At 45.7% G+C, this 24,793-nt stretch carries 21 protein-coding genes and 4 tRNA genes; 7 read left to right on the top strand and 18 right to left on the bottom strand.

Features of this window, described 5'->3' with window-relative positions; translation table 11 throughout:
• Positions 1 to 83: 83 nt before the first annotated feature.
• From rpoB to rpsU, 15 genes are all read right to left on the bottom strand, one after another.
• Positions 84 to 3,896, bottom strand: a complete 3,813-nt coding sequence (gene rpoB / locus NQ510_RS06270; RefSeq protein ID WP_005825717.1) for a DNA-directed RNA polymerase subunit beta — start codon at positions 3,894 to 3,896, stop codon at positions 84 to 86.
• A 105-nt stretch (positions 3,897 to 4,001) separates the two neighbouring features.
• Positions 4,002 to 4,379 carry a 50S ribosomal protein L7/L12 gene (gene rplL, locus NQ510_RS06265; protein WP_004291279.1) on the bottom strand — a complete coding sequence of 126 codons (378 nt, stop codon included), beginning with the start codon at positions 4,377 to 4,379 and terminating at the stop codon, positions 4,002 to 4,004.
• Between the two features lie 61 nt (positions 4,380 to 4,440).
• Positions 4,441 to 4,962, bottom strand: a complete 522-nt coding sequence (gene rplJ, locus NQ510_RS06260; protein WP_005825719.1) for a 50S ribosomal protein L10 — start codon at positions 4,960 to 4,962, stop codon at positions 4,441 to 4,443.
• Positions 4,963 to 4,977: 15 nt separating this feature from the next.
• A complete protein-coding gene (rplA, locus tag NQ510_RS06255) occupies positions 4,978 to 5,676 on the bottom strand; it encodes a 50S ribosomal protein L1 (RefSeq protein ID WP_005825721.1) in 699 nt (232 codons plus the stop codon).
• 15 nt (positions 5,677 to 5,691) lie between these two features.
• Positions 5,692 to 6,135 carry a 50S ribosomal protein L11 gene (gene rplK, locus NQ510_RS06250; protein ID WP_005825722.1) on the bottom strand — a complete coding sequence of 148 codons (444 nt, stop codon included), beginning with the start codon at positions 6,133 to 6,135 and terminating at the stop codon, positions 5,692 to 5,694.
• A 59-nt stretch (positions 6,136 to 6,194) separates the two neighbouring features.
• A complete protein-coding gene (gene nusG, locus NQ510_RS06245; protein ID WP_005825724.1) occupies positions 6,195 to 6,737 on the bottom strand; it encodes a transcription termination/antitermination protein NusG in 543 nt (180 codons plus the stop codon).
• A gap of 12 nt (positions 6,738 to 6,749) precedes the next feature.
• Positions 6,750 to 6,938: a preprotein translocase subunit SecE gene (gene secE, locus NQ510_RS18875; protein ID WP_005825726.1), complete on the bottom strand. Its 189-nt coding sequence runs from the start codon at positions 6,936 to 6,938 to the stop codon at positions 6,750 to 6,752.
• A 14-nt stretch (positions 6,939 to 6,952) separates the two neighbouring features.
• Positions 6,953 to 7,025 (bottom strand) — tRNA-Trp (locus tag NQ510_RS06240).
• 56 nt (positions 7,026 to 7,081) lie between these two features.
• Positions 7,082 to 8,266 (bottom strand): elongation factor Tu, encoded by a 1,185-nt coding sequence (tuf, locus tag NQ510_RS06235; RefSeq protein ID WP_005825727.1) that lies wholly within the window; start codon positions 8,264 to 8,266, stop codon positions 7,082 to 7,084.
• A 50-nt stretch (positions 8,267 to 8,316) separates the two neighbouring features.
• Positions 8,317 to 8,388, bottom strand: a tRNA-Thr gene (locus NQ510_RS06230).
• Positions 8,389 to 8,405: 17 nt separating this feature from the next.
• A tRNA-Tyr gene (locus tag NQ510_RS06225) sits at positions 8,406 to 8,488 on the bottom strand.
• A 124-nt stretch (positions 8,489 to 8,612) separates the two neighbouring features.
• Positions 8,613 to 8,686, bottom strand: a tRNA-Thr gene (locus NQ510_RS06220).
• A gap of 93 nt (positions 8,687 to 8,779) precedes the next feature.
• The gene (gene hpf, locus NQ510_RS06215) at positions 8,780 to 9,079 is read right to left on the bottom strand and encodes a ribosome hibernation-promoting factor, HPF/YfiA family (RefSeq protein WP_005825731.1); all 300 of its coding nucleotides are present in this window, start codon (positions 9,077 to 9,079) and stop codon (positions 8,780 to 8,782) included.
• Between the two features lie 18 nt (positions 9,080 to 9,097).
• Positions 9,098 to 9,982, bottom strand: coding sequence for a tyrosine recombinase XerC (locus tag NQ510_RS06210; protein WP_005825733.1), 885 nt, complete (start codon positions 9,980 to 9,982; stop codon positions 9,098 to 9,100).
• A gap of 73 nt (positions 9,983 to 10,055) precedes the next feature.
• A complete protein-coding gene (rpsU, locus tag NQ510_RS06205) occupies positions 10,056 to 10,247 on the bottom strand; it encodes a 30S ribosomal protein S21 (RefSeq protein ID WP_005825735.1) in 192 nt (63 codons plus the stop codon).
• Between the two features lie 279 nt (positions 10,248 to 10,526).
• Between rpsU and NQ510_RS06200 the strand changes: the two genes are divergently transcribed.
• Positions 10,527 to 12,320 (top strand): aminopeptidase P family protein, encoded by a 1,794-nt coding sequence (locus NQ510_RS06200; RefSeq protein ID WP_008661879.1) that lies wholly within the window; start codon positions 10,527 to 10,529, stop codon positions 12,318 to 12,320.
• A gap of 4 nt (positions 12,321 to 12,324) precedes the next feature.
• Entirely contained in the window at positions 12,325 to 12,837 is a 513-nt protein-coding gene (locus tag NQ510_RS06195; RefSeq protein ID WP_005825738.1) for a gamma carbonic anhydrase family protein, read from the top strand.
• Between the two features lie 92 nt (positions 12,838 to 12,929).
• On the opposite strand, the gene NQ510_RS06190 is transcribed toward NQ510_RS06195, so the two are convergent.
• Both NQ510_RS06190 and gltX read right to left on the bottom strand, forming a co-directional pair.
• The gene (locus NQ510_RS06190) at positions 12,930 to 14,150 is read right to left on the bottom strand and encodes a 3-deoxy-D-manno-octulosonic acid transferase (protein ID WP_005825739.1); all 1,221 of its coding nucleotides are present in this window, start codon (positions 14,148 to 14,150) and stop codon (positions 12,930 to 12,932) included.
• Positions 14,151 to 14,181: 31 nt separating this feature from the next.
• Entirely contained in the window at positions 14,182 to 15,708 is a 1,527-nt protein-coding gene (gene gltX / locus NQ510_RS06185) for a glutamate--tRNA ligase (protein ID WP_005825740.1), read from the bottom strand.
• A gap of 97 nt (positions 15,709 to 15,805) precedes the next feature.
• On the opposite strand from gltX, the gene NQ510_RS06180 reads away from it, so the two are divergent.
• The 5 genes from NQ510_RS06180 (at position 15,806) to NQ510_RS06160 (ending at position 24,094) form a co-directional block, all read left to right on the top strand.
• Positions 15,806 to 17,866: an HD family phosphohydrolase gene (locus NQ510_RS06180; RefSeq protein WP_009037308.1), complete on the top strand. Its 2,061-nt coding sequence runs from the start codon at positions 15,806 to 15,808 to the stop codon at positions 17,864 to 17,866.
• Positions 17,867 to 17,871: 5 nt separating this feature from the next.
• Complete coding sequence (locus NQ510_RS06175) at positions 17,872 to 18,636, top strand: hypothetical protein (protein WP_005825742.1); 765 nt, start codon at positions 17,872 to 17,874, stop codon at positions 18,634 to 18,636.
• Between the two features lie 133 nt (positions 18,637 to 18,769).
• Positions 18,770 to 19,723, top strand: coding sequence for a tyrosine-type recombinase/integrase (locus NQ510_RS06170; RefSeq protein ID WP_005825744.1), 954 nt, complete (start codon positions 18,770 to 18,772; stop codon positions 19,721 to 19,723).
• A gap of 435 nt (positions 19,724 to 20,158) precedes the next feature.
• Positions 20,159 to 23,422: a PL29 family lyase N-terminal domain-containing protein gene (locus NQ510_RS06165; RefSeq protein WP_005824456.1), complete on the top strand. Its 3,264-nt coding sequence runs from the start codon at positions 20,159 to 20,161 to the stop codon at positions 23,420 to 23,422.
• Between the two features lie 111 nt (positions 23,423 to 23,533).
• Positions 23,534 to 24,094 (top strand): hypothetical protein, encoded by a 561-nt coding sequence (locus tag NQ510_RS06160; protein WP_005824453.1) that lies wholly within the window; start codon positions 23,534 to 23,536, stop codon positions 24,092 to 24,094.
• Between the two features lie 73 nt (positions 24,095 to 24,167).
• Here NQ510_RS06160 and NQ510_RS06155 read toward each other — a convergent pair whose 3' ends face one another.
• The gene (locus NQ510_RS06155) at positions 24,168 to 24,728 is read right to left on the bottom strand and encodes a porin family protein (protein WP_005824451.1); all 561 of its coding nucleotides are present in this window, start codon (positions 24,726 to 24,728) and stop codon (positions 24,168 to 24,170) included.
• Between the last annotated feature and the right edge of the window lie 65 nt (positions 24,729 to 24,793).

Raw genomic sequence — 24,793 nt, 5'->3', positions numbered from 1 at the left:
ATGGAAAATTGAAATTGAAAAACTGAAAACCGATAATTGAGAATGGTAACTTGCATTATCCACTCTCAATTATCAATTATCCATTATTCTAAGTTGATGCTCAAGCCCAAACCTCTCAACTCGTGCAGCAATACGTTCAGTGACTCGGGGATACCCGGAGCAGGCATCGGTTCACCCTTCACGATTGCTTCATAAGCCTTGGAACGTCCTACAACGTCATCAGACTTGATAGTCAGGATTTCCTGCAGAATGTGTGCGGCACCGAACGCTTCGAGTGCCCAAACTTCCATTTCTCCAAAACGCTGACCACCGAACTGTGCCTTACCACCCAACGGCTGTTGCGTAATGAGTGAGTACGGACCGATGGAACGTGCGTGCATCTTGTCTTCAACCATGTGACCGAGCTTCAGCATGTAAGTCACACCTACCGTAGCCTGCTGCTCGAATGCTTCACCGGTACCACCATCATACAGCGTTGTCTTGCCGTAGCGAGGCAAGCCGGCCTTATCGGTCCATTCGTTCAAATCGTCCAAAGATGCACCGTCAAAGATAGGAGTGGCAAACTTCACGCCCAGGTTTTTTCCGGCACGCCCGAGAACGGCCTCGAATATCTGACCGATGTTCATACGTGAAGGCACACCCAACGGATTCAGCACGATGTCTACCGGAGTACCGTCAGCAAGGAACGGCATGTCTTCCTGGCGTACCACACGGGAAACAATACCCTTGTTACCGTGACGACCGGCCATCTTGTCACCGACACCAATCTTACGTTTCTTGGCAATGTATACCTTGGCCATCTGAATGATACCTGCGGGCAACTCGTCACCGATAGTGATGGCGAACTTCTTGCGTTTCAGCTCGGCATCGAGTTCCTTGTACTTCTTGATGAAGTTCATCACCAATGCACGAATCAGTCCGTTGGTATGTTCATCCTTCGTCCAGTTGCTCAACTGAACAGCGGTGAAGTCCAAATCGCTGAAGTCGGAAGCAGAGAATCTGGCGCCTTTGGAAATAATGTCGGCACCCATGTAATCCTTCACACCTTCCGATGTATAATTTTCTGTAAGCTTCAACAGCTTGTTTATCAACACTTTCTTGAGGTCACCAATCTTAGCGTCGAACTCATCGTCAATCTTCGGTAACAGAGCCTTGTCGGCCAGCTTGGAGCTGCGGGTCTTGACAACACGGGAGAACAGACGCTTACCGATAACAACACCCTTCAAAGAAGGAGAGGCTTTCAAAGAAGCATCCTTCACATCACCGGCCTTGTCACCGAAGATGGCACGGAGCAGTTTCTCTTCCGGAGAAGGATCCGATTCACCCTTCGGAGTAATCTTACCGATAAGGATATCACCCGGTTCGATGCGGGCACCCACACGAACAATACCGTTTTCGTCAAGGTCTTTAGTCGCTTCCTCACTTACGTTAGGAATGTCAGAGGTCAACTCTTCCATACCACGCTTCGTTTCGCGAACTTCCAAAGAATATTCTTCTACGTGTACAGAGGTCAAAAGGTCCTCACGAACCACACGTTCATTCAGTACGATAGCATCCTCATAGTTATAGCCCTTCCACGGCATGTAAGCAACCAGCAGGTTCTTACCCAGTGCAAGTTCTCCGTCTTCGGTTGAATAACCTTCCGTCAGGATTTGACCTGCAGTCACGCGCTGACCCTTCTCGCAAATCGGACGGAGGTCAATCGTCATATTCTGGTTGGTACGGCGCCACTTCGGGATATTATATTCTTTCAATGCAGGCTCGAAGCTTACGAACTCTTCCTCCTCCGTACGGTCGTACAGAATACGGATAGTCGTTGCATCCACGAATTCAACCACACCGTCACCCTCGGCAGTAATCTGCGTACGAGAATCGCGTGCCAGCTGGCGTTCGATACCGGTACCTACAATCGGAGCTTCGCTCTTCAATAAAGGAACAGCCTGGCGCATCATGTTTGATCCCATCAATGCACGGTTGGCGTCATCATGCTCCAAGAACGGAATCAAAGAAGCCGCAATAGAAGCAATCTGCTGGGGAGATACGTCCATCAATTCCACCTCGGAAGGAGGAACCACCGGATAGTCGGCATCCTGACGGGATTTTACTTTATCACGTACAAAAGTACCGTCATCGTTCAAAGGAGCATTACCCTGAGCAATAATCTTGGCTTCCTCTTCTTCTGCGGTGAGGTAAACCAAACCTTCGTCAGAAAGATCAACCTTACCCTCTGCCACCTTGCGGTACGGAGTTTCAATGAAGCCAAGCTCGTTGATTTTCGCGAACACACAGAGTGAAGAAATCAAACCGATGTTCGGACCTTCAGGAGTCTCGATAGGACAAAGACGTCCGTAGTGAGTATAGTGTACGTCACGAACCTCGAAGCCTGCACGCTCGCGTGACAGACCGCCGGGACCCAGGGCAGACATACGGCGTTTGTGAGTAATCTCGGCCAGCGGGTTGGTCTGGTCCATGAACTGTGACAAAGCATTCGTTCCAAAGAATGAATTGATAACGGAAGAGATTGTCTTGGCGTTAATCAGGTCAATCGGAGTAAAGACTTCATTGTCACGGACGTTCATACGCTCGCGGATAGTACGCGACATACGTGCCAGACCGATGGCAAACTGATTGGACAACTGTTCGCCCACTGTACGCACACGACGGTTGCTCAAGTGGTCGATATCGTCCACATCCGCTTTCGAGTTAATCAACTCGATGAGATATTTGATAATTTCGATAATATCTTCCTTGGTAAGGACACGCACGTCCATATCGGTCGTCAAGTTCAACTTTCTGTTGATACGATAACGGCCTACATCACCCAGGTCATATCTCTTCTCTGAGAAGAACAGGTTATTGATAACCTCGCGTGCACTGGCATCATCGGCAGGGTCTGCATTACGCAACTGGCGGTAGATGTAGAGTACAGCTTCTTTTTCCGAGTTACTCGGATCCTTCTGCAGAGTATTATATATGATAGAATAGTCAGACTGGTTCGGTTCTTCCTTGTGTACGAGGATATTCTGAACGCCCGACTCTAATATAATGTCAACATGTTCCGGCTCGATTACAGTTTCACGGTCAATAACGACTTCGTTACGCTCGATGGAAACAACTTCACCGGTATCTTCGTCTACAAAATCCTCAATCCATGTTTTCAACACACGTGCGGCCAACTTACGTCCCACCATCTTCTTGAGGTTCGTCTTGTTCACCTTCACGTCTTCCGCCAAATTAAAAATCTCGAGAATGTCCTTGTCATTCTCAAATCCGATGGCTCTCAGCAAAGTGGTAACCGGCAATTTCTTCTTACGGTCAATGTACGCATACATGACGTTGTTGATGTCGGTGGCAAACTCAATCCACGAACCCTTGAACGGGATGATACGGGCTGAGTACAACTTGGTACCGTTGGCATGTACGCTCTGTCCGAAGAATACGCCCGGTGAACGGTGAAGCTGGGATACAACCACACGTTCCGCACCGTTGATGACGAATGTTGCCTTATCCGTCATGTAAGGAATAGGACCGAGGAACACGTCCTGAATGACCGTGTCAAAATCTTCGTGGTCGGGGTCGGTACAATATAATTTCAATTTTGCCTTCAAAGGCACGCTATATGTAAGCCCTCGCTCTATACATTCATCAATGGTATAGCGCGGCGGATCAATATAGTAGTCCAAAAACTCAAGAACAAAATTATTTCTTGTATCGGCAATGGGGAAGTTTTCAGCAAATACTTTATACAGTCCCTCGTTCTTACGTTTCTCGGGTGGGGTGTCCAGTTGTAGAAAGTCTTTGAATGACTTCAATTGTACTTCCAGAAAATCCGGATATTCAAGCGGATTCTTAGTCGAAGCAAAATTAACTCTTTGATTTACAGTATTTGAAGACATCTGTTAATGGATTTGTAGAACTTAATTTTAAATATATACACAAAAAGGTTAAGAACCCTTTTCACGAAGGGTTCCTAACCGAATTACCTGATTTACAGGCTAATGTTATTTAAGTTCAACTTCAGCTCCAGCTTCTTCCAATGTTTTCTTCAATGATTCTGCTTCGTCCTTAGCCAAACCTTCTTTTACTACGCTAGGAGCACCGTCTACCATGTCCTTAGCTTCCTTCAAGCCAAGACCGCAAGCTTCCTTAACGGCTTTAACTACCTGAAGTTTAGCTGAGCCAGCGCTCTTCAATACTACGTCGAAAGAAGTCTTTTCTTCTGCGGCAGCAGCACCACCGGCTGCAGGACCAGCAGCAACAGCTACAGCTGCAGCAGCAGGTTCAATACCATATTCTTCTTTCAGGATTGTTGCAAGTTCATTAACTTCTTTTACTGTCAAGTTAACTAATTGTTCTGCAAAAGCTTTCAAATCTGCCATTTTTGTATGATTTTTAATTGTTTAAATACTAAATAAATTGATATAATTCTTTTTCCGAAATTTACGCTTCGGGACGTTCACCAAGAGTCTTGAGAACTCCGTGGAGGGTGTTACCACCTGATTGCAGAGCAGAAATAACATTCTTGGCCGGTGACTGCAGCAATGCAACGATATCGGCAATAACTTCATTCTTACTCTTGATACTTACGAGAGCATCCAACTGGTCAGCACCAACATAGAAGCTTTCTTCTGCATATGCAGCCTTCAGTCCGGGAATACCGTTCTTAGCCTTATCTTTAATCAACTTGGCCGGAGCGTTAGCAACGTTGCTGAACATTACGGCAGTTGTACCTTTCAGAGAACCATAAAGCGGAGAAAAGTCTTCTTCCAGGCTCTCCAATGCCTTGTGAAGCAATGTATTCTTAACTACCATCAATTTGATGTCAGCCTTGAAACATTCTCTTCTCAACATGCTGGTTGTAGCAGCATTCATGGCAGTGGTATCCACCAAATAGAAGTGACCGTATTCCTTCACTGTAGCAGCAATCTGCTCAATAATCGTACTTTTATCTTCCTTTCTCATTATTACTCCGTTTTATTAGATTTCTTCTACTGTTTTCGGGTCAATCTTGATGCCCGCACTCATCGTGCTAGAAAGATAAATACTCTTAATATATGTACCCTTGGCTGCAGTCGGTTTCAATTTATTCAAAGTAGAGATGAATTCTTTCGCATTGTCGCGAATTTGCTCAGCGCTAAATGAAACTTTACCGATAGAAGTATGAACAATACCGCTCTTGTCAACCTTAAAGTCGATTTTGCCTTGTTTTACTTCTCTTACAGCTTTAGCAACATCCATAGTTACAGTGCCACTCTTGGGGTTAGGCATCAATCCACGAGGACCGAGCACACGACCGAGTGCACCAATCTTACCCATGATGGACGGCATAGTGATAATCACATCAATATCAGTCCATCCACCTTTGATCTTTTCAATATATTCGTCAAGACCAACATAGTCAGCTCCGGCTTCTTTTGCAGCAGCTTCAGCATCTGGTGTACAAAGCACCAAAACGCGTACAACCTTACCAGTACCGTGAGGAAGTGATACAACACCTCTCACCATCTGGTTGGCCTTACGCGGGTCAACGCCCAAACGTACGTCGATATCCAGAGAAGCGTCAAACTTGGTATAAGTGATTTCCTTTACCAACTGAGCAGCTTCCTTGAGAGAGTATGCTTTCCCTGCTTCAATTTTTTCTGCAGCCAACTTTTGATTTTTTGTCAGTTTACCCATTCTAATTGAAGTTTATTAATTATTAACCGGGAACTCCCCTTTTACAGCGATACCCATACTTCTAGCTGTACCGGCAACCATTTTCATGGCAGCTTCTACAGTGAAACAGTTCAAGTCAACCATTTTGTCCTGAGCAATCGTACGAACCTGTTCCCAAGTAATCTCGGCAACTTTCTTACGGTTAGGCTCAGCAGAACCACTCTTTTGCTTCGTCACTTCCAACAACTGGATAGCCACGGGAGGAGTCTTGATTACAAAATCGAAAGACTTGTCTGCGTAGTAAGTGATAATCACAGGAAGAATCTTTCCTGCTTTGTCTTGGGTTCTGGCGTTGAATTGCTTGCAAAACTCCATGATATTGATACCCTTGGAACCCAATGCAGGTCCTACTGGGGGTGATGGATTTGCCGCGCCTCCTTTAATCTGTAATTTGATTAGTCCAGCAACTTCTTTAGCCATTTTCTAATTGATTTATATATATAAACATTAATGAAGAATACTACAGCGTAACACCTGCACTATTCTTTTTCAACTTGCATAAAGCCCAATTCGAGCGGAGTCTTCCGTCCGAATATCTTGACCATGACCTTCAGTTTCTTCTTCTCGGTGTTCACTTCTTCAATGATTCCACTGAATCCACTGAACGGACCGTAATTCACCTTTACAGTCTCGCCGACTACATACGGGATACTCAAGTCTTCACCTGATTCCTGCAATTCGTCGACCGTACCAAGTATACGATTCACTTCCGACTGTCTCAGAGGTACGGGTTTTTCCGAACCACCCAAGAACCCTATCACATTAGGAGTATTTCTCAGATGATGAGCAACCTCACCCACCAGAGCAGCCTCCACCAAAACGTAACCAGGGAGATAACTTCTCTCTTTCACAATTTTCTTACCATTGCGAACCTGATATACCTTTTCGGTAGGAATCAATACCTGAGATACGTAATCACCAAGGTCGCTGTTTTTAATATCAGCTTCAAGGTATTCCTTTACCTTAGCTTCTTTTCCGCTAATAGCACGCAAAACGTACCATTTCTTTTCAATCTCAGACATTTCTCCTTACTTTTAATGTGGATAAACAAATTCCATCAGATGCTGGAAACAGAAGTCCATCGCAAATACTACCACTGCAATTAGTAGGGAAGCATATAAAACAACTACTGCACTGTTAGTAAGTTCAGAATACGTAGGCCACGACACTTTATGAACAAGTTCGTCGTAAGTTTCTTTAAAATAAGCTACAATCTTCTTCATTTCAAAAATATTAGCACGGGAGGAGAGGCTCGAACTCCCGACACCCGGTTTTGGAGACCGGTGCTCTACCAACTGAGCTACTCCCGTTTGTACATAATCAGTTCCCGATGTATACCGGGAACTGATTAAGATTATATTGGTTATTAGTCAAGAATTTCAGTAATCTGACCAGAACCTACTGTACGACCACCTTCACGGATAGCGAAACGCAAACCTACGTTCAATGCTACCGGGTAGATCAGTTCTACAGTGATTTCTACGTTATCACCAGGCATTACCATTTCAGTTCCTTCCGGAAGAGTGATTTCACCTGTACAGTCCATAGTACGCAGATAGAACTGAGGACGGTATTTGTTGTGGAACGGAGTGTGACGACCACCTTCTTCTTTCTTCAAAACGTAGATAGAAGCTTTGAACTTAGAGTGAGGTTTAATCTGACCGGGCTTACAAAGAACCATACCACGTTTGATTTCGTTCTTGTCGATACCACGGAGCAACAGACCTACGTTGTCACCAGCTTCACCTTGATCCAGCAACTTGCGGAACATTTCAACACCAGTTACAACAGACTTCTTGTCTTCACCCAAACCGAGGATTTCAACTTCGTCACCTACATGGATAACACCAGCTTCGATACGACCAGTAGCTACAGTACCACGACCAGTGATTGAGAATACGTCTTCAACCGGCATCAAGAACGGTTTGTCAATATCACGCGGAGGCAGAGGAATCCAAGTGTCGCAAGCATCCATCAGCTCCATAACCTTCTCTTCCCACTTTTCAACGCCATTCAACGCACCAAGAGCAGAACCCTGAATGAACGGAGTGTTGTCGCCGTCGAATTCGTAGGCTGAAAGCAGTTCACGCATTTCCATTTCAACGAGTTCCAACATTTCAGCGTCGTCTACCATGTCACACTTGTTCATGAATACAACCAGTCTCGGTACGTTTACCTGACGAGCCAGCAAGATATGCTCACGAGTCTGAGGCATCGGACCATCAGTAGCAGCAACTACGATGATAGCACCGTCCATCTGAGCAGCACCAGTTACCATGTTCTTTACGTAGTCGGCGTGACCCGGGCAGTCTACGTGAGCGTAGTGACGGTTAGCTGTTTCATACTCTACGTGAGAAGTGTTGATAGTGATACCTCTTTCCTTTTCTTCAGGAGCGTTATCGATAGAATCGAAAGAACGCAATTCAGAAAGACCTTTCTTTGCCAACACTGTAGTGATAGCAGCTGTCAACGTGGTTTTACCGTGGTCAACGTGACCAATTGTACCAATGTTTACGTGCGGTTTGGTACGTTCGAATTTCTCTTTAGCCATAGCTTTACTTGTTATTTATTTGATTAATAATCAGCTTTTACATCTTTGTGAGCTGTTACCGGGACTTGAACCCGGGACCTCTTCCTTACCAAGGAAGTGCTCTACCGCTGAGCTATAACAGCAAGGAGAATAAGAGTTGTGGGCAAAGATGGATTCGAACCACCGAAGGCGTAAGCCAGCAGATTTACAGTCTGCCCCATTTGGCCACTCTGGTATTTGCCCCTACATTACAAAAAGAACTCTTTTCCTTACTAAATCATCGCAGAGTGAACTTTACCCGGACGATTTCCGTTCTCATATCATCTCCACCTCGTGAAGAAAGACTCATTCCACTCATCCTTGAGCGAGCCTCTTGTCGGATTCGAACCAACGACCCCGAGATTACAAATCACGTGCTCTGGCCAACTGAGCTAAAGAGGCAAGCTAAAAAATGCAACCGTAACGTTCATAGTGTGAGCGAAACGGCTGCAAATTTAGGCATTTATTTTTTACCCGCAAAATTTTAGCGGAAAATTATTTGCTCCGTTGCTTTTCCTTGTACTTAACCAGCTGTTTTTCCAAAGCTTCCAGGCATAAATCCACTGCTTCTTCAAACGTATCACAAACCTTGTTTGCATAAAACTCGCCATTGGGAACCAATACTTTCACTCCGGCTTCTTTATTTTCGGCTGTTTCTGGTTTTACTACCTTTAATGACACCTCTACTTTCTTTATATCGTCGTAAAATTTCTCCAACTTAGCAACTTTCTTTTGAACGAAAGACTGCAATTGCTCTGACGCATCAAAGTGAATCGATTGAATTCTTACTTCCATACTTACCTCCTTTTTACTTTAGGCTCGGGGATGAGCCTGATTATACACTTTTTTAAGCTCTTCAAAAGTAGTATGCGTATAAACTTCCGTTGTCGCCAGACTCTCGTGTCCGAGGAGTTCTTTTATCGAGCCTAAATCAGCACCATTGTTCAGCATAGCCGTTGCAAAGGTGTGCCTCAGCACGTGGGGACTTCTTTTTTTTACAGTCACTACCTTCGAAAGGTTTCGTTTCACAAGGCATGCTACGATACCGCGGTAAAGCCTCTTTCCATTCTTCCGGACAAAAAAAGCATCCGAGCGAACCGGGACAGCTTCATTCCGCACATTGACATATTCTCGCATCGAGCGTCCCAGCTCCTCATCGAAAGGTATAAGACGTTGTTTATTCCGTTTTCCCGTCACTTTAACGAGAGAAGCCGAAAAATCGACATCCTTATCATCCAACCCTATCAATTCTGAAAGTCGCATGCCGGTAGCATAAAACATTTCAATAATCATATGGTCGCGACACCCTTCAAAACCTTCACCAAAGTCCATATCATCCAGTAACCTATTCATCTCACCCTCTCTCAGAAATACCGGAAGCGGTTTTTTCTTCTTGGGCCCCGTCACTTTCCGCAACGGATCTACCGCGACCTTGCCTCTCCTCAAAAGGAATTTATAGTATGTCCGGACAGAACTCAGCTTTCGGTTTATCGTATTAGAAGCAAGTCCTTTGTCCATCAAGGAAGCAATCCATTCACGAACAAGTTCCGCATCTACATCCAATGGAGTCAAGTCTCCCAACATTTCTTCTCCAAACCTCTGCAGTTCAAGAATATCTGCCCGATAGTACTCAACCGTACCTTTGGAATAGTTCCGCTCGTGCAGAAGATAGTCAAGAAAAGAATCTGTCAACAACATATCGCTACATATCTAAAATCATGCAACGAATGTATGAAAAAGAATTCAATAATTCAAAGGAATTTACGAATTATTAATCTTCTACTTGCTGAAGTTGTTGAACGTAAACAGCACGTTCTTTCTTAAGTCTTTTAGTCACAGACGGTTTATCAAATTGTTGTCTGCGTCTCAATTCCTTAACTGTGCCAGTTTTTTCAAACTTTCTTTTGAATTTCTTCAGCGCTTTTTCAATGTTTTCGCCTTCTTTTACAGGTACTACAATCATTTTCTTTTAATTAAATGTTAATGGTTTAAAAATCTCACGATTAAATTGAGCGGCAAAATTACACATACTTTCTTTATTCACAAAACTTTCTGCAAAAAAATTACCCATGATTCCTAATTATCAAACGAATGAGCAAAGGGAAAGATGTTTTTATTGAGCCAATCCGCTAAAATCCGTGAAGCATAGCACATTTTTAAAAGAGAATGTGTAACTTTGAAAGCAGAGAATGGAGAGATTATAAACTCATTTACACGCCTACTTAATTACATTTATAAAAATATGGCTCAGACAATCAATCAACGTATAGATGCTCTACGGGCATTGTTAAAAAGAGAAGGCATAGACGCTTTCATTATCCCCAGTACCGACCCGCACCTAAGCGAGTACGTAGCACCGTACTGGAAATCAAGAGAATGGATATCAGGCTTCACCGGTTCGGCAGGCACGGCGGTGATCACCAGCGACAAGGCGGGACTGTGGACAGATTCCCGCTATTTTCTCCAAGCCGAGCAGCAGCTGGAAGGCAGCGGCATCGACTTATACAAGGAAATGCTACCCGAAACGCCCAGCATCCTCGATTTCCTGCGGGAGAACCTTACAGCAAATTCAGTTGTAGGTATAGACGGAAAGGTATTTTCCACCACACAAGCCATAGCCCTGCAAGAGGATCTGGCAAAAAACGACATCACCGTAAAGAGCATTGCCGACCCGATGAATGAGATATGGACAGACCGCCCTCCCATGCCCGAAGCACCCGCCTTTATCCACGAGATGAAATACGCCGGGAAAAGCTGTCCGGACAAACTGGCTGCTATCCGCCGGGAGATGAAAAAGAGTGAAGCGGACGTATTATTGGTGTCGGCATTGGACGAGATAGCATGGACACTCAATATACGCGGCAACGATGTGCATTGCAACCCCGTAGTAGTAAGCTACCTGATAATCAACGAACAAGAAACACACTTTTTCATCCAGCCCGAGAAAGTAACGGAAGAGCTTTCAGCCTATCTGGAAGAAGCCGGCGTCACCATCCATGCTTATGGGGACACCGAATCCTTTGTGACAAGAATACCGGACGGCAGCATCATGCTCGACATGGGAAAGACGAATTATGCCGTTTATTCCGCCCTCCCCCCTTCCTGCCGGGTACTTGACGAGCGCTCACCGATAGCCTTGCTGAAAGCGGTCCGCAATGACCGGGAAATAGCCGGCATCCACGCAGCCATGCAACGCGACGGAGTGGCACTGGTGAAGTTCCTGAAATGGCTGGAGGAGGCCGTTCCCGCAGGCAACGAGACAGAAATCAGCGTAGACAAGAAACTGCACGAATTCCGTGCCGCACAGCCACTCTACATGGGAGAAAGCTTCGACACCATTGCCGGGTACAAGGAACATGGAGCCATCGTACACTACGAAGCCACTCCGGCAACGGACGTGCCACTGAAACCCGAGGGATTCCTGCTGCTGGACTCGGGTGCGCAATACCTGGACGGCACTACCGACATCACCCGCACCATCGCACTGGGGAAACTGACCGAAGAAGAGAAGACGGACTACACCCTGATACTGAAAGGACATATCGACCTCGCCATGGCTGTCTTCCCGGAAGGTACGCGAGGAGCGCAACTGGATGTACTGGCCCGCATGCCGATATGGCAATACCACATGAACTTCCTGCATGGTACCGGGCACGGCGTAGGCCATTTCCTCAATGTGCACGAAGGTCCGCAAAGCATCCGCATGAATGAGAATCCGGTAACCCTACGGCCGGGAATGGTCACTTCCAACGAACCGGGCGTTTATAAAGCCGGAAGCCATGGAATACGCACGGAAAACCTGGTGCTGACCGTGAAGGACGGTGAAGGCATGTTCGGAAATTACCTGAAGTTCGAAACCATTACCCTCTGCCCCATCTGCAAGAAAGGTATCATCAAAGAGATGCTGACGGCAGAGGAAACGGCATGGCTGGACAACTATCACCAGCATGTATACGAGGCACTTTCGCCAAGCCTGAACGAAGGAGAACGGGAATGGCTGAAGGAAGCATGCAGTAACCTAACCACTAATCACTAAAAAAATGGCATTAATAAAATCAGTAAGAGGATTCACTCCCGAAATCGGGGAGAATTGTTTTTTGGCGGACAATGCGGTTGTCATTGGCGACGTCAAGACGGGACGGGATTGCAGCATCTGGTTCAGCACCGTGCTGCGGGGTGACGTAAACTCAATCCGCATAGGGAACGGAGTAAACATCCAGGATGGAAGCGTGCTCCACACCTTGTACGAGAAATCGACCATAGAGATAGGAGACCACGTATCCGTGGGGCACAACGTGACCATCCACGGAGCCACTATCAAGGACTATGCTTTGGTAGGGATGGGTTCCACCATCCTTGACCACGCAGTAGTGGGCGAAGGGGCTATTGTCGCCGCTGGTTCCCTGGTATTGAGCAATACGGTCATCGAGCCGGGAAGCATCTGGGGAGGAGTCCCCGCCAAGTTCATCAAGAAAGTAGATCCGGAGCAGGCCAAGGAGCTGAACCAGAAGATTGCACACAACTATCTGATGTATTCCGACTGGTACAAATAAAGGGAGACAAGGCGCCCCAAAAAGGCAGGGCGATAAAGGGATGCCATTCCATCACCTTTACCGCCCTATCGCTTTTATCACTCTTTACTTTTCTAAAAGTTTATCATACTCATTATCTTATCCGTTGCACCGGCGTTGCCGGTCACATAATTGCTTGCATTCATGCCTGATTCGCGCAAAAAGACTTCATCTGTCAGCATACGGTCGAGCAAAGTTTTCAGTTCCTCATAATCCTTCACCGAGAAAGCGCCTTTTGCCTCCAGCAACTGGATGGCCTCCTGGAATTTCTGATACTTCGGTCCGAAAATCACCGGAATGCCATAAACTGCAGCCTCAAGGGTATTGTGGATTCCCACCCCGAAACCACCTCCGATATAGGCAATCTCGCCATAGCGGTAGATGGAAGAGAGCAACCCGAAGCAGTCGATAATCAGGCAGTCGGCCTTACGGACATTCTTCTCGTCGGCACGGGTATAGCGCACGTAGGGGCGTTTCAGTTTACGGATAATCTCTACCAGATGGTTTTCGTCGATAACGTGCGGAGCGATAACCAACTTCACCTCTGGATGCTGGTTAAAGTATTCAATAAACAAATCCTCGTCCGGCTGCCAGGAGCTTCCTGCCACGAAAGTCATCGTGTTGTTCTTGAAAAGCTCCACCAAAGGCAGATGTTTGGCCTCCTCACGAATCTGCAGCACACGGTCAAAACGGGTATCCCCCACCACCGTGACACGGCTGATACCTATCTTCGCCAGATAGCGTTTGGAGCGTTCATTCTGCACAAACAAATGGTCGAAGTCGCGCAGCACATGTCTGTACGTACCGCCATACCACTTGAAGAATACTTGTCCGCGGCGGAAAATGGAAGAAATGCTGTACACCGGAATACGGCGCTTGTGCAGTTCGTCCAGATAGTTCTTCCAGAACTCGTACTTGATGAAGAATGCCATGCAGGGATTCACGATATCCAGGAACTTCTTCACATTGCGGGACTTGTCGAAAGGCAAGTAACAGACAACGTCTGCCCCCCTATAATTCTTGCGGACCTCATAGCCCGACGGCGAGAAGAAAGTCAGCAGAATACCGTAATCCGGATATTTGGCACGAATTTTCTCAATCAACGGCCGTCCCTGCTCGAACTCCCCCAAAGAAGCGGCATGGAACCATATATAGCGCACGTCCTTCTCCAACTGCTGCCGGAGAAGTTCATAGACCACCCAGTGTCCCTTCATCATTTTTCGGGGCTTACGGCTAAATGGAGCAGCCAGATGCACCAGAATATCGTAGATGGCTATTGCCAAGTCATATAGCATACTATATGGATTAAGGATGAAGAAGATTTATTCACTTTAAAGCATCAACAGCACGCTGTATACGGGCCAACGTCTCTTCCTTGCCAATCAGCTCGGCAATGTCGAACATGTGCGGGCCTTTACACTCGCCCACCACTGACAAGCGGAAGGCATTCATCACATTTCCCATGTGATAGCCACGCTCAGTAATCCAACCAATCACAATATCTTCGGAAGGCTTGGAGGAGAAATCCCCGATGCCGCGCAACACATCCATCAATTCGGTCATGATGCGGGGAGTATCTTCCGACCAACGCTTCTTCACATCCTTTGCCGCATATTCCGTGGGGGCTACGAAGAAAAAACGGGTCTGGTCCCACAGTTCCTTTACGAAGTTGACGCGTCCCTTCACCAGTGAAACCACTTTCGTAAGGAACTCGTCGCTATAGTTGGAGGCGTCTATGCCGTTGGACTCCAGCACCGGTCTGAAAAGACAAGCTATCTCCGCATCCGGTTTCATCATGATGTACTCATGGTTGAACCAGATACCTTTCTTATAGTCGAATTTGGCACCCGACTTGCTGCAATGGCTCAAATCAAACAATTTCACCAATTCATCCATAGACATCAGTTCCTGGTCATTGCCCGGATTCCAGCCCAACAGAGCCAGGAAATTAATGACCGCTTCGGGCAGATAACCAGATTCCCGGTAGCCTGAAGAAACATCTCCCGACTTGGGGTCATGCCACTCCAACGGGAAAACCGGGAAGCCCAGACGGTCGCCGTCACGCTTACTCAATTTGCCGTTACCCTCGGGCTTCAGCAACAAGGGCAAATGCGCAAAGGCAGGCATGGTATCCTCCCACCCAAAGGCACGGTAGAGCAATACATGCAACGGCGCGGAAGGCAACCATTCCTCACCGCGTATCACATGGGACACTTCCATCAAATGGTCGTCCACAATATTGGCCAGATGGTAAGTAGGAAGTTCATCTGCCGATTTATAAAGAACCTTGTCATCAAGAATGGAAGAGTTTATCACTACTTCCCCACGAATCAGGTCGTTCACATGCACATCTTCGTTCGGCTCTATCTTGAAACGCACCACGTACTGCTTACCGGCAGCAATCAGCGCGTCTACCTCTTCTTTAGGAAGGGTCAGTGAATTGCGCATCTGCATGCGGGTAGAAGCATCGTACTGGAAATTCGCAATCTCCGCACGCTTTGCTTCCAGCTCCTCAGGAGTATCGAAAGCGATGTAGGCTTTTCCGGCCTCCAGCAGAATCTGAACATACTTCTTGTATATTTCCCGACGTTCCGACTGACGGTACGGGCCATGGTCTCCACCGAAACTCACGCCCTCGTCAAACGGGATGCCCAACCATTTGAAAGACTCCAGGATATATTCTTCCGCACCCGGTACAAACCGGTTGGAATCAGTATCTTCAATACGAAATATAAAATCTCCTCCATGCTGACGCGCAAAGAGATAATTGTATAAAGCTGTACGCACACCGCCGATGTGCAACGCCCCCGTAGGACTCGGGGCAAAACGGACTCTGACCTTTCTTTCTGTCATAATCTACCTTACTTATGAATATTTTAGACGGCAAAATTAAACCTTTTTTTCCACACTAATGTTTTTTTTTGTACTTTTCGCAAAAATTTCAGCCGATATGAGTTATTTCAATACAAAAAAAGAGTTCTCGCTCAGAGATTTGCTATACAGAGCACTGATATTCATCGGCACTGTGGGGATTATTGTCTATTTTCTGCCACGTGACGGTAAATTCAACTACCAGTTCGACATTGACAAGCCCTGGAAGTACGGACAGCTCATGGCCACCTTCGACTTCCCCATCTATAAGGCCGATGAAGTGGTGAAACGCGAGCAAGACAGTATCCTCGCCGCCTTCCAGCCGTATTTCCAGCTGGACAAAAGCATTGAGAAAAGTGTGCTCGCCAAGTTGAAGGCAGACTATCAGACCCACCTGCGCGGCCTGCTTCCCTCCACCGACTACGTCCGCTTTCTGGAAAGGAAACTCTCTGAAGTATATCGCGCCGGCATCGTTTCTACCGAAGAGCTGAACCAACTGCATAAGGACAGCACAACCGCCATCATGGTCATTAACGACAAACTGGCCAACCAGCAGGACATCAACAAGGTATATTCGGTGAAGGATGCCTATAACTATATACTCACGGCCGATACCGCCCACTACCGCCCGGACATTCTACGGCAATGCTCGCTGAACGAATATCTGTTCCCTAATCTGACCTATGACGAGCAGCGGACCGAAACCGCTAAGAAGGAGATGCTCGACAACTATTCATGGGCCAACGGCATCGTACTGAGCGGACAGAAAATCATCGACCGCGGCGAGATTGTCAGCCAGGAGACATACAACATCCTTGAGAGTCTACGGAAAGAATCCATCAAACGCAGTGAGTCCATCGGGCAAAAACGGTTGATGCTGGCGGGGCAGGTATTGTTTGTCAGTATCTTCATGCTGTGTTTCATGCTCTACCTCGACTTGTTCCGTAAAGATTACTACAAGCGCAAGGGCAGCCTCTCCCTGCTCTTCGCCCTCATCATGTTCTATTGCGTGGTGACGGCCATCATGGTTGCCAACAACATATTCAATGTCTATATCATCCCGTATGCCATGCTGCCGGTCATCATCCGGGTGTTCCTCGACTCACGCACGGCCTTCATCGCACAAGTCACCACCATACTGATATGCTCCATCTGCCTGCGCTATCCGCATGAATTCATTCTTCTGCAACTCTCGGCGGGACTGGTTGCCATCTTCAGTCTGAGGGAACTTTCACAACGGTCGCAACTGTTCCGGACAGCCTTCCTCGTCATATTGACCTACGCTGCCGTCTACTTTGCTTTCGAGCTGATTACAGAAAACGACTTGACAAAAATCAACGGAAGCATGTACACTTATTTCGTCATTAACGGAGTGTTGCTGCTGTTCACCTATCCCCTGCTCTTCCTGGTGGAAAAGACGTTTGGCTTTACCTCCAATGTCACCCTGGTCGAATTGTCCAACATCAACAACAGCCTGCTGCGCCGCATGTCCGAGACAGTTCCCGGCACCTTCCAGCATTCCATGCAGGTTGCCAACCTTGCGGCGGAAGCGGCCAACCGTATCGGAGCCAAAAGCCAGCTGGTACGTACCGGAGCGCTGTATCATGACATCGGCAAGATGGAGAATCCGGTGTTCTTCACCGAGAACCAGTCGGGTGGAGTCAATCCGCACAAGAATCTGGGCTATGAGCAAAGTGCCCAAGTCGTCATCAGCCATGTGACGGACGGGCTGAAGCTGGCCGAGAAGAACAATCTCCCCAAAGTAATCAAGGATTTCATCACCACTCACCATGGCCGTGGGAAAACGAAGTATTTCTATATCTCCTGGAAAAACGAGCACCCCGGTGAAGACCCTAACGAGGAGGCATTCACCTACCCCGGTCCCAACCCGTTCACCAAAGAGCAGGCTATCCTGATGATGGCCGATTCGGTGGAAGCCGCTTCACGCAGTCTGCCCGAATATACGGAAGAGAGCATCAGCAACCTGGTAGACAAGATTATCGATTCGCAAGTGGCAGAAGGCTATTTCAAGGAATGCCCCATCACCTTCAAGGATATTGCCACCGTGAAGAACGTATTCAAGGAGAAGCTGAAGACTATATACCATACCCGCATCAGTTATCCCGAACTTAAAAAATAAGAACTATGGAAGTGACCAGTAAAGAACAGAAAAGAGCCGAACAACTGCTGCAAAGCCAGCACATCGGACTGCACCAAATCAAGAGTTTCAGTTTCATGAAGCGTTACCACCAGGTTCCCCGCAAAAGCAACTTGGCTGCGAAAGACAAATATGGTCCGGGCATACTGACTTTACATCTAAAGGAAGGAAAAGAAAAAGTAATCTATCTGCCTCCTTTCCGTCACCCTTCCTCGGTCATCCGCTACCTGGTCTCCCAAGAAATCCCCTTCGACAACTACGCACCGAGGGAACGGACAGTCGCAGAGGTTCCCACAGAAACATACCAGCGTCCGTCACTCTATATGTTCTGGTTCTTTGTCTTATTCCTGATATTCCTTATATTGGGATATTATTCCATCAGTGGCAGGGGCTTCATCCCGGCTATCATTTCGTTTGCATTAAGTCTTTTTTTCATCAGCATGCTGATGACCCGCTTCTGCTACCTGACGTTGGACAATAACGGCCTCATCATACACAGCGTAGGCAGGACTATCCGCTATCCGTACCAGAACCTAAGAAAAGTAAACTTCGACTTTGCCCGCGAACAGAATTTCACGCACGTCATGGAATTGCTGGACAACGATTACCGCTACCGTCTGTTCTATATCGGAAGGGTTTCGAGGAAGAAACTGAATGAGATTGCCGAACGCCTGCAACAAGCCGGAGTGGATGCCACTTGCAGCCTGAATGATAACAAGCGGTTCTTCCAGGATACGTATATCAGCCACTAAACAGACGTTAGCCAACAAATAAGCTGTCGGATACGGCATCATTCCCGTTTCGCAGATTTCAGAATGATGCCTTTGCACTTGCTCTCAATTTATTTATAATTGCAGGATAAACCTTTTTATAAATAATTTGGAAATGAGCAGAAATGAAATTACCTTACAAGAGATGTTCTCCTCAGTCATCGGGGAACTCCGGGAAGGCGGCAGGTGGGGAACGGCACACATCTACCAGTCAGCGGTGAATGCATTCTCGGTATTCACCAAATGGCAACCGATGCCCATGCGCAAGCTGAGCCCGACCGTACTGAAGAGATTCGAAAACTTCCTCAGACAGAGGAATTGTAGTTGGAATACGGTGTCCACTTATATCAAAGCGATACGTTCGGTTTACAACCGGGCAGTGGACAGAAAGATGGTGCGATATGTACCCAGGCTGTTTGAGCATGTGTATACCGGTACACGGACAGATAGGAAAAAGGCGCTCGAAGCTTCCGACATAGGCTGCTTGGTACGGGAGACAGAGATGAGCCTGCAGGACGGCCAATCTCCCAACACCCGACAGAAAACAAAAATTTTCTTTGTACTGATGTTTATGCTAAGAGGGATTCCTTTTGTGGACCTGGCCTATTTGCATAAGAGGGATTTACAAGGAAACACCTTGTCTTATAGACGCAGGAAGACGGGACGGGCACTGACCGTGTCATTGACGCCGGAAGCTATGCAAATGGTGAGAATGATAGCGAACAAGGACAAGGACTCTCCTTATTTATTCCCCATATTACAAAGTGAGGAAGGCACGGAAGCGGCATACCGGAAATACCAGGCGGCGCTCAGGGCATTCAACCAACGTCTGGCAGTGCTCAGGCAGTGCCTAGGAATGCAGTCGGCACTCAGTAGTTATGCAGCCAGACACACCTGGGCCACAATGGCCTACCATTGCGAGATACACCCCGGAATCATATCGGAAGCCATGGGGCACTCCTCCATCACGGTGACGGAAACCTATCTGAAGCCTTTCAGCAACAGAAAGATTGACGAAGCCAATCAGAAGGTAATTTCTTTTGTAAAAAACGAAGGATATCCAGTATAAAAGAGATTACTTCTTTTGAGGAAGTAGAGCAAACTTGTTGTTTCTTTTTTATAGTCTTCAAACAAAGTTTTGAGGAGCGGATTGATATTGGCTTTACAAAAAGTTTCCCAACGTAAGCAATAAACTGAGAGATAGAATCTTATATTGAAAATTAGAGACTTTTTCACTTCATAATTTCTATTGCAGCTTTTCTATGATGTTGGAGATTAAGACTATATATTATCTTTCCAATATCCCAACGGACTGATTTTTACTATTCCAAACAAAACCGGTCTATTTTCTCCTTATTCCCTGATTATTAACGAAATTAACAGGATTTCATTACCTGCGAAGTAACGGAATACTTGACAACAAAACAAGTATGCGAAAGGGATTTAAAATGAGAGATTATTCACTTTTTATTTTTTTAAATTTATAAATTTAAAGTTTTCAATTATGAACAAAAAGTTTCTAAGTGTGATCCTGTTCAGCGCCTTAATGGTGGGCACTGCAGGAACGTTCACGTCTTGTAAGGACTATGATGACGACATCGAAAGCTTGGACAACCGCGTATCAGCAGTAGAAAAGCTGGTAAGTGACCTTCAAGCTAAGATTGACGCTGGATCGGTCATTACCGGCGTTGACAAAACAGAAGATGGCATTGTCATCAAATTAAGCAATGGCGAATCTTATCCTATCAAGAACGGAACAAACGGCACAAACGCTCCCGTTTGGAGTATTGTAAAAGACGCTAACGGTGACTATTGGTGGGCTAAAGACGATGTACAAACAGAGTTTCCTGCACGTGGTGAAAAAGGTGAGCCGGGTGACGGTGCTGCCGGTCAAGACGCTAAAACTATCTATTACTATCCAGGTACTGAAGAGACTGGTAAGTTGCATGGCCAAGCAGAAGCTGGCTACTGGGTGAAGGTAACAGAAGAAAAGGGTAAAGATCCTTTATATGAAGTACAAACTACGAAATGGTTACCGGAAGGAACACTTTCAGCTGTTTGGAATACAAAAGATGAAACTCTGACCCTTGGTAACATGAAGGATGAGAACGGCAAATTGGTTGAAAAGACTATTTCTCTGACTACTAAGTTGAAAGCTTTAGTATTCATCCCTGAATTGTACGAAGACGGAGTAGAAGCTACTAAATACAAATATGCCAACGGTGATTTCATCGAAGCTGAAAAGAACGAAGAAAATGGTGAAGATGATCACGGTGTAGTTTTTGTAATCAAGAAAGGTACAAGTGCTACCAATTGGATTGCTTTGAAAGATGCCACTAAGAGAACTTATTGGATGCCTTCAACCAGTGCTATGTACTATCATATGAACCCGTTGAACGCCAAACTGAAAGATATCGAATGGCAGTTCTTGGCAGCTACTCCGGAATATGTAACTACAAAAGCTAATCCTGCTGTAGTAACCCCTATCTTCCAAAACGCAGGTAAGACCATTGACGGTGAAAGAATGTATGCTACATATAAACTCTCTGTAGAGGATTTGAAGAAGGGCAATTTGAGCACTCCCGGTAAAGACAAGTATATTTCTATCGCAGCTCTGGAAGCAACATTAGCTAATGGCGAAAAAGAAGGTGAAGAGAAGTCTACAGTTACTTCCGACTATGCTGCCATCATGCCGATGATCCAAGGCTTTAAAGCTATCGCTTACACCGATGAGAGTAAAATCGTAACAGAAAACACTTGTAAGCCTGAACTGTATAAGACAGCTAAGGAAGCTATCGAAAACGTATATACTGTTCCTGCACAATACAATGGTGGTTCCATCGAATTGGCAGATTTGTTGTGCATCCATCATGTAGAAAACTTTGGAGAAGAAATTACCGCAACTGATCACGGAAGAATGACTCTTGCCGAGGCTGCCCAGTTATATAATTTGACTCTCAAGTTTGAGCCCGTTCACTATATCAGCGGTGACAACGATACAGAAGAAAATGCTTACTCTAAACTGGAAGAAGACGGAACTTTCACTCCTTGTTATGTAAACGACAAAGAAGAAAGTGTAGTTATTCCTGAAGGAAGTACAGAAAAGATTGGTAGAAGTGCTATCGGTCGTCGTCCGGCAGTATTGGTTAAATTGGTTGATGCTGCAAATAATGTAGTATTAGCAGGTTACATCAAGTTGGAAATTACTGAAAAAGCCGCTACTCCTGATGCAATTGTTATTGACAAGAGCACTCCGCAGTTGCCGTACTTGTGTGGTGACCAAGCTGTATCCATCACTTGGAAAGACATGTCCGGTAAGATTCTTGAAGAACTGGGTATGACCAAGGAAGAATTCACAAAGGGTTATACATTTGTAAAAGACGAAACTTATGTAGCAGACGGTAAGGGTGGCTTCATTCAAGTAACAGCTGCTAATAAATTTGCTGTGGACAATGCTTATGGTGTAGTTAAGGAGATAGCTGATGCTGAACCTAGCTCAACGAATGACATCTTGACTTGGACTACTACAAGAGAACAAAGAGACCAACTCATCAAGGATTACAAAGATCGCACCTTGACACTTTATGGCAAGTACAAACCTGTAGCAGGTGGAACAACTTATGCTATTTACGTAGGTATCAAGATTTCCATCGCAGAATTGCCGACTACAGCAAGTTACGGTAATAAACGTGATGCTTACTGGTATCCTGCTGAAACAGCATTGGCTGACAGAGATACTGTACGTACCAATGTTCCTGCTCCGGATGCAAACAATAACGTAACTGCTTATGTAAAAAATCTTGATGACTACTTCTGGCATATAGATGCTACTTCTAAGAAAGAAGTATCTGGCATTGAATTCACTGTATCAGAAGCTTCTAAGCCGGTTTATGGTGAAATCTGGAACAAGAAAGACAAAGGTATGGAAATCAAGTACAGCTACTTGTTCTCTGCTAAGAACGATGGTCTGACTATAGGTGGAAAGAAGTTGTTTGTTAGCAAAGATGAAACTAAGAAGAACGAGAGCAGCACTAATTTGTATTGGGGCGAAAAGAGAGCAGACGCTTCTCTCATCGCAACTCTTGATAAAGTAAGCCACAAGATTACTTACAAAGATAACGCAGAAGCCAAGAAATTCTTGAACCTCTTCGGTCACAACGAAAATAAGCCTAACCAACAGTTTGCCATCATCGAAGTTTCAGCTGTTTATGGTGACTGCAACATAGAACTGGCTCCTGCTTACAATTTCAACGCTCGTTTCTTGCGTCCGTTGGATATCGAAAGCAACGACAATGCTAAGTTTGTAGACGCTGAAGCAGGTGGTTCTTCTGTGAAGCTGGGTGACCTCTTCACCGCAGAAGATTGGCGTGACAAAGCTGTTATCAAGTATAACACTACAACCAAGGCATATGAAGCTGTATTAGAAAACGGTGTCAACTTGTACACTTACTATCAAATTGAAAAAGTAGCTTTGGATTTGGATAATGCAACTTGTGATGTTAATACAAGCGGTACGCAAATGCCTATTAATCCTGATGTTATCAAGCTGTCTATTCTTGATAATGCGGGCGCAGCCACTACTTCTAATGAAGTTACAATCAGTGGTGATGACATTGCCAAACTGAACACCTACAAATTGAACTACAAGAACAACGAAGGTAATACTAAAGACTTTACCATCATGGTTCCCGTAAAGGTAACCTATGCATGGGGTGAAGTAGAAGCTGCAGTTGCTATTGCTGTTAAGGGTACTATCGCCAACAGATAATCTTGTAAAGAACTCATCGCATCCTAAAATGCGGTAATATAATAAAGGTGCGTCATAATAAGGTGACGCACCTTTTTATTTAACAATGCACGATTAATAAACATATCAACAATGAAGAATAAACAAATCTTTTTTATGCTTCTTCTCTCAGTAAGCTTTCTACTCGGAGCATGTTCAACAAAAGGACACGAAGAGAAAATGAAGACACAGAAAGAGGCAGAAGACGAGTTTGTAGCTACTTTGACTGCTGCAGACTCAAGCGCTGTTCTTACATTATGTACACAGTGTATGGATCTTCTAAAAGCTAAAGAGACTGACAAAGCTCTTGATATGCTTTACTCCATTGATGACGCTGGTATAGCCAAACCTTTAACAATACAACAACGGGAAGCACTGACCAAACGTTTCCAGCGTTTCCCGGTAATTCGTTATCAATTGGATTACCTCAGCTTCTCTACACAAGGAAACAATGACGTGAAGTACAAAATAGAATTTACGCCACGTTCAGATTCTGACACTCCAGGTAGTAGTATGGGGTTCATGTTCAACCCCATAAAAGCAAATGGGGAATGGGTACTCGCCATCAAAGACGGTAGACAGCCTAGTCGCGAAGCTGCTATCCCACTCCACGATGACGCACCTGCCCCAGTAGATGTAATTGTAGAAAAGTAATCAAAAACACAAGAAAGGCCCTCCTTTTTGTAGGAGAGCCTTTCTTTATATGCCACAAATCGTTTTGCCAGATTTAGAAAAGATACGCCGCAGACACCTGCCAAGTCTTATTCTTGGCACCGAAAGCCTTACCCGCCTCCTCCCACGTAAATGAGTCGCCCATCGGGAGCTGATAGGTCACGCCAACCTGAAGATGCTTCAGCAGCTTCACACCGGCACCCAGATTAAGTGCCACTTGAGCCTTCTTGCGATCTACGTAGTCTTTCTTCTTAAAATCGAAGAAGAAATCAGGACCGGCTGCCACATAAATACCCAACAAGCTACCCAAGCCAATGGTATATTTCAGATTTACGGGTACTTCCAGTCCTGTTTGCTTCACCTCGTCCTTGCCGCGCTGAGAGAACAGCAAAGCACCATCAACACCCAAGCCTACAATGGGAATGGTAAACTCAGCCATCGGACCAATAAAGAAACCGGTAGAATTATCCTTGTTTCCCTTATATCCGCCATCCCAATCTATTTTCGTCATATTCACACCACCCTTAACACCCCACTTCAATAGTTGGGCCTGAGCAGGCATAGCCATAAGCATACAGCATACAGCTATCATGAAAGCACTAAAAATCTTTTTCATAATCAATTGTGTTTAATATTACGGGACAAATATATGCAAATTCTTCCTAAAGAAACAACATCTAT

It is taken from the genome of Bacteroides uniformis (assembly GCF_025147485.1).
In the GTDB taxonomy this organism is placed as follows: domain Bacteria; phylum Bacteroidota; class Bacteroidia; order Bacteroidales; family Bacteroidaceae; genus Bacteroides; species Bacteroides uniformis.
This window is presented reverse-complemented; position numbering and strand designations above follow the sequence as displayed.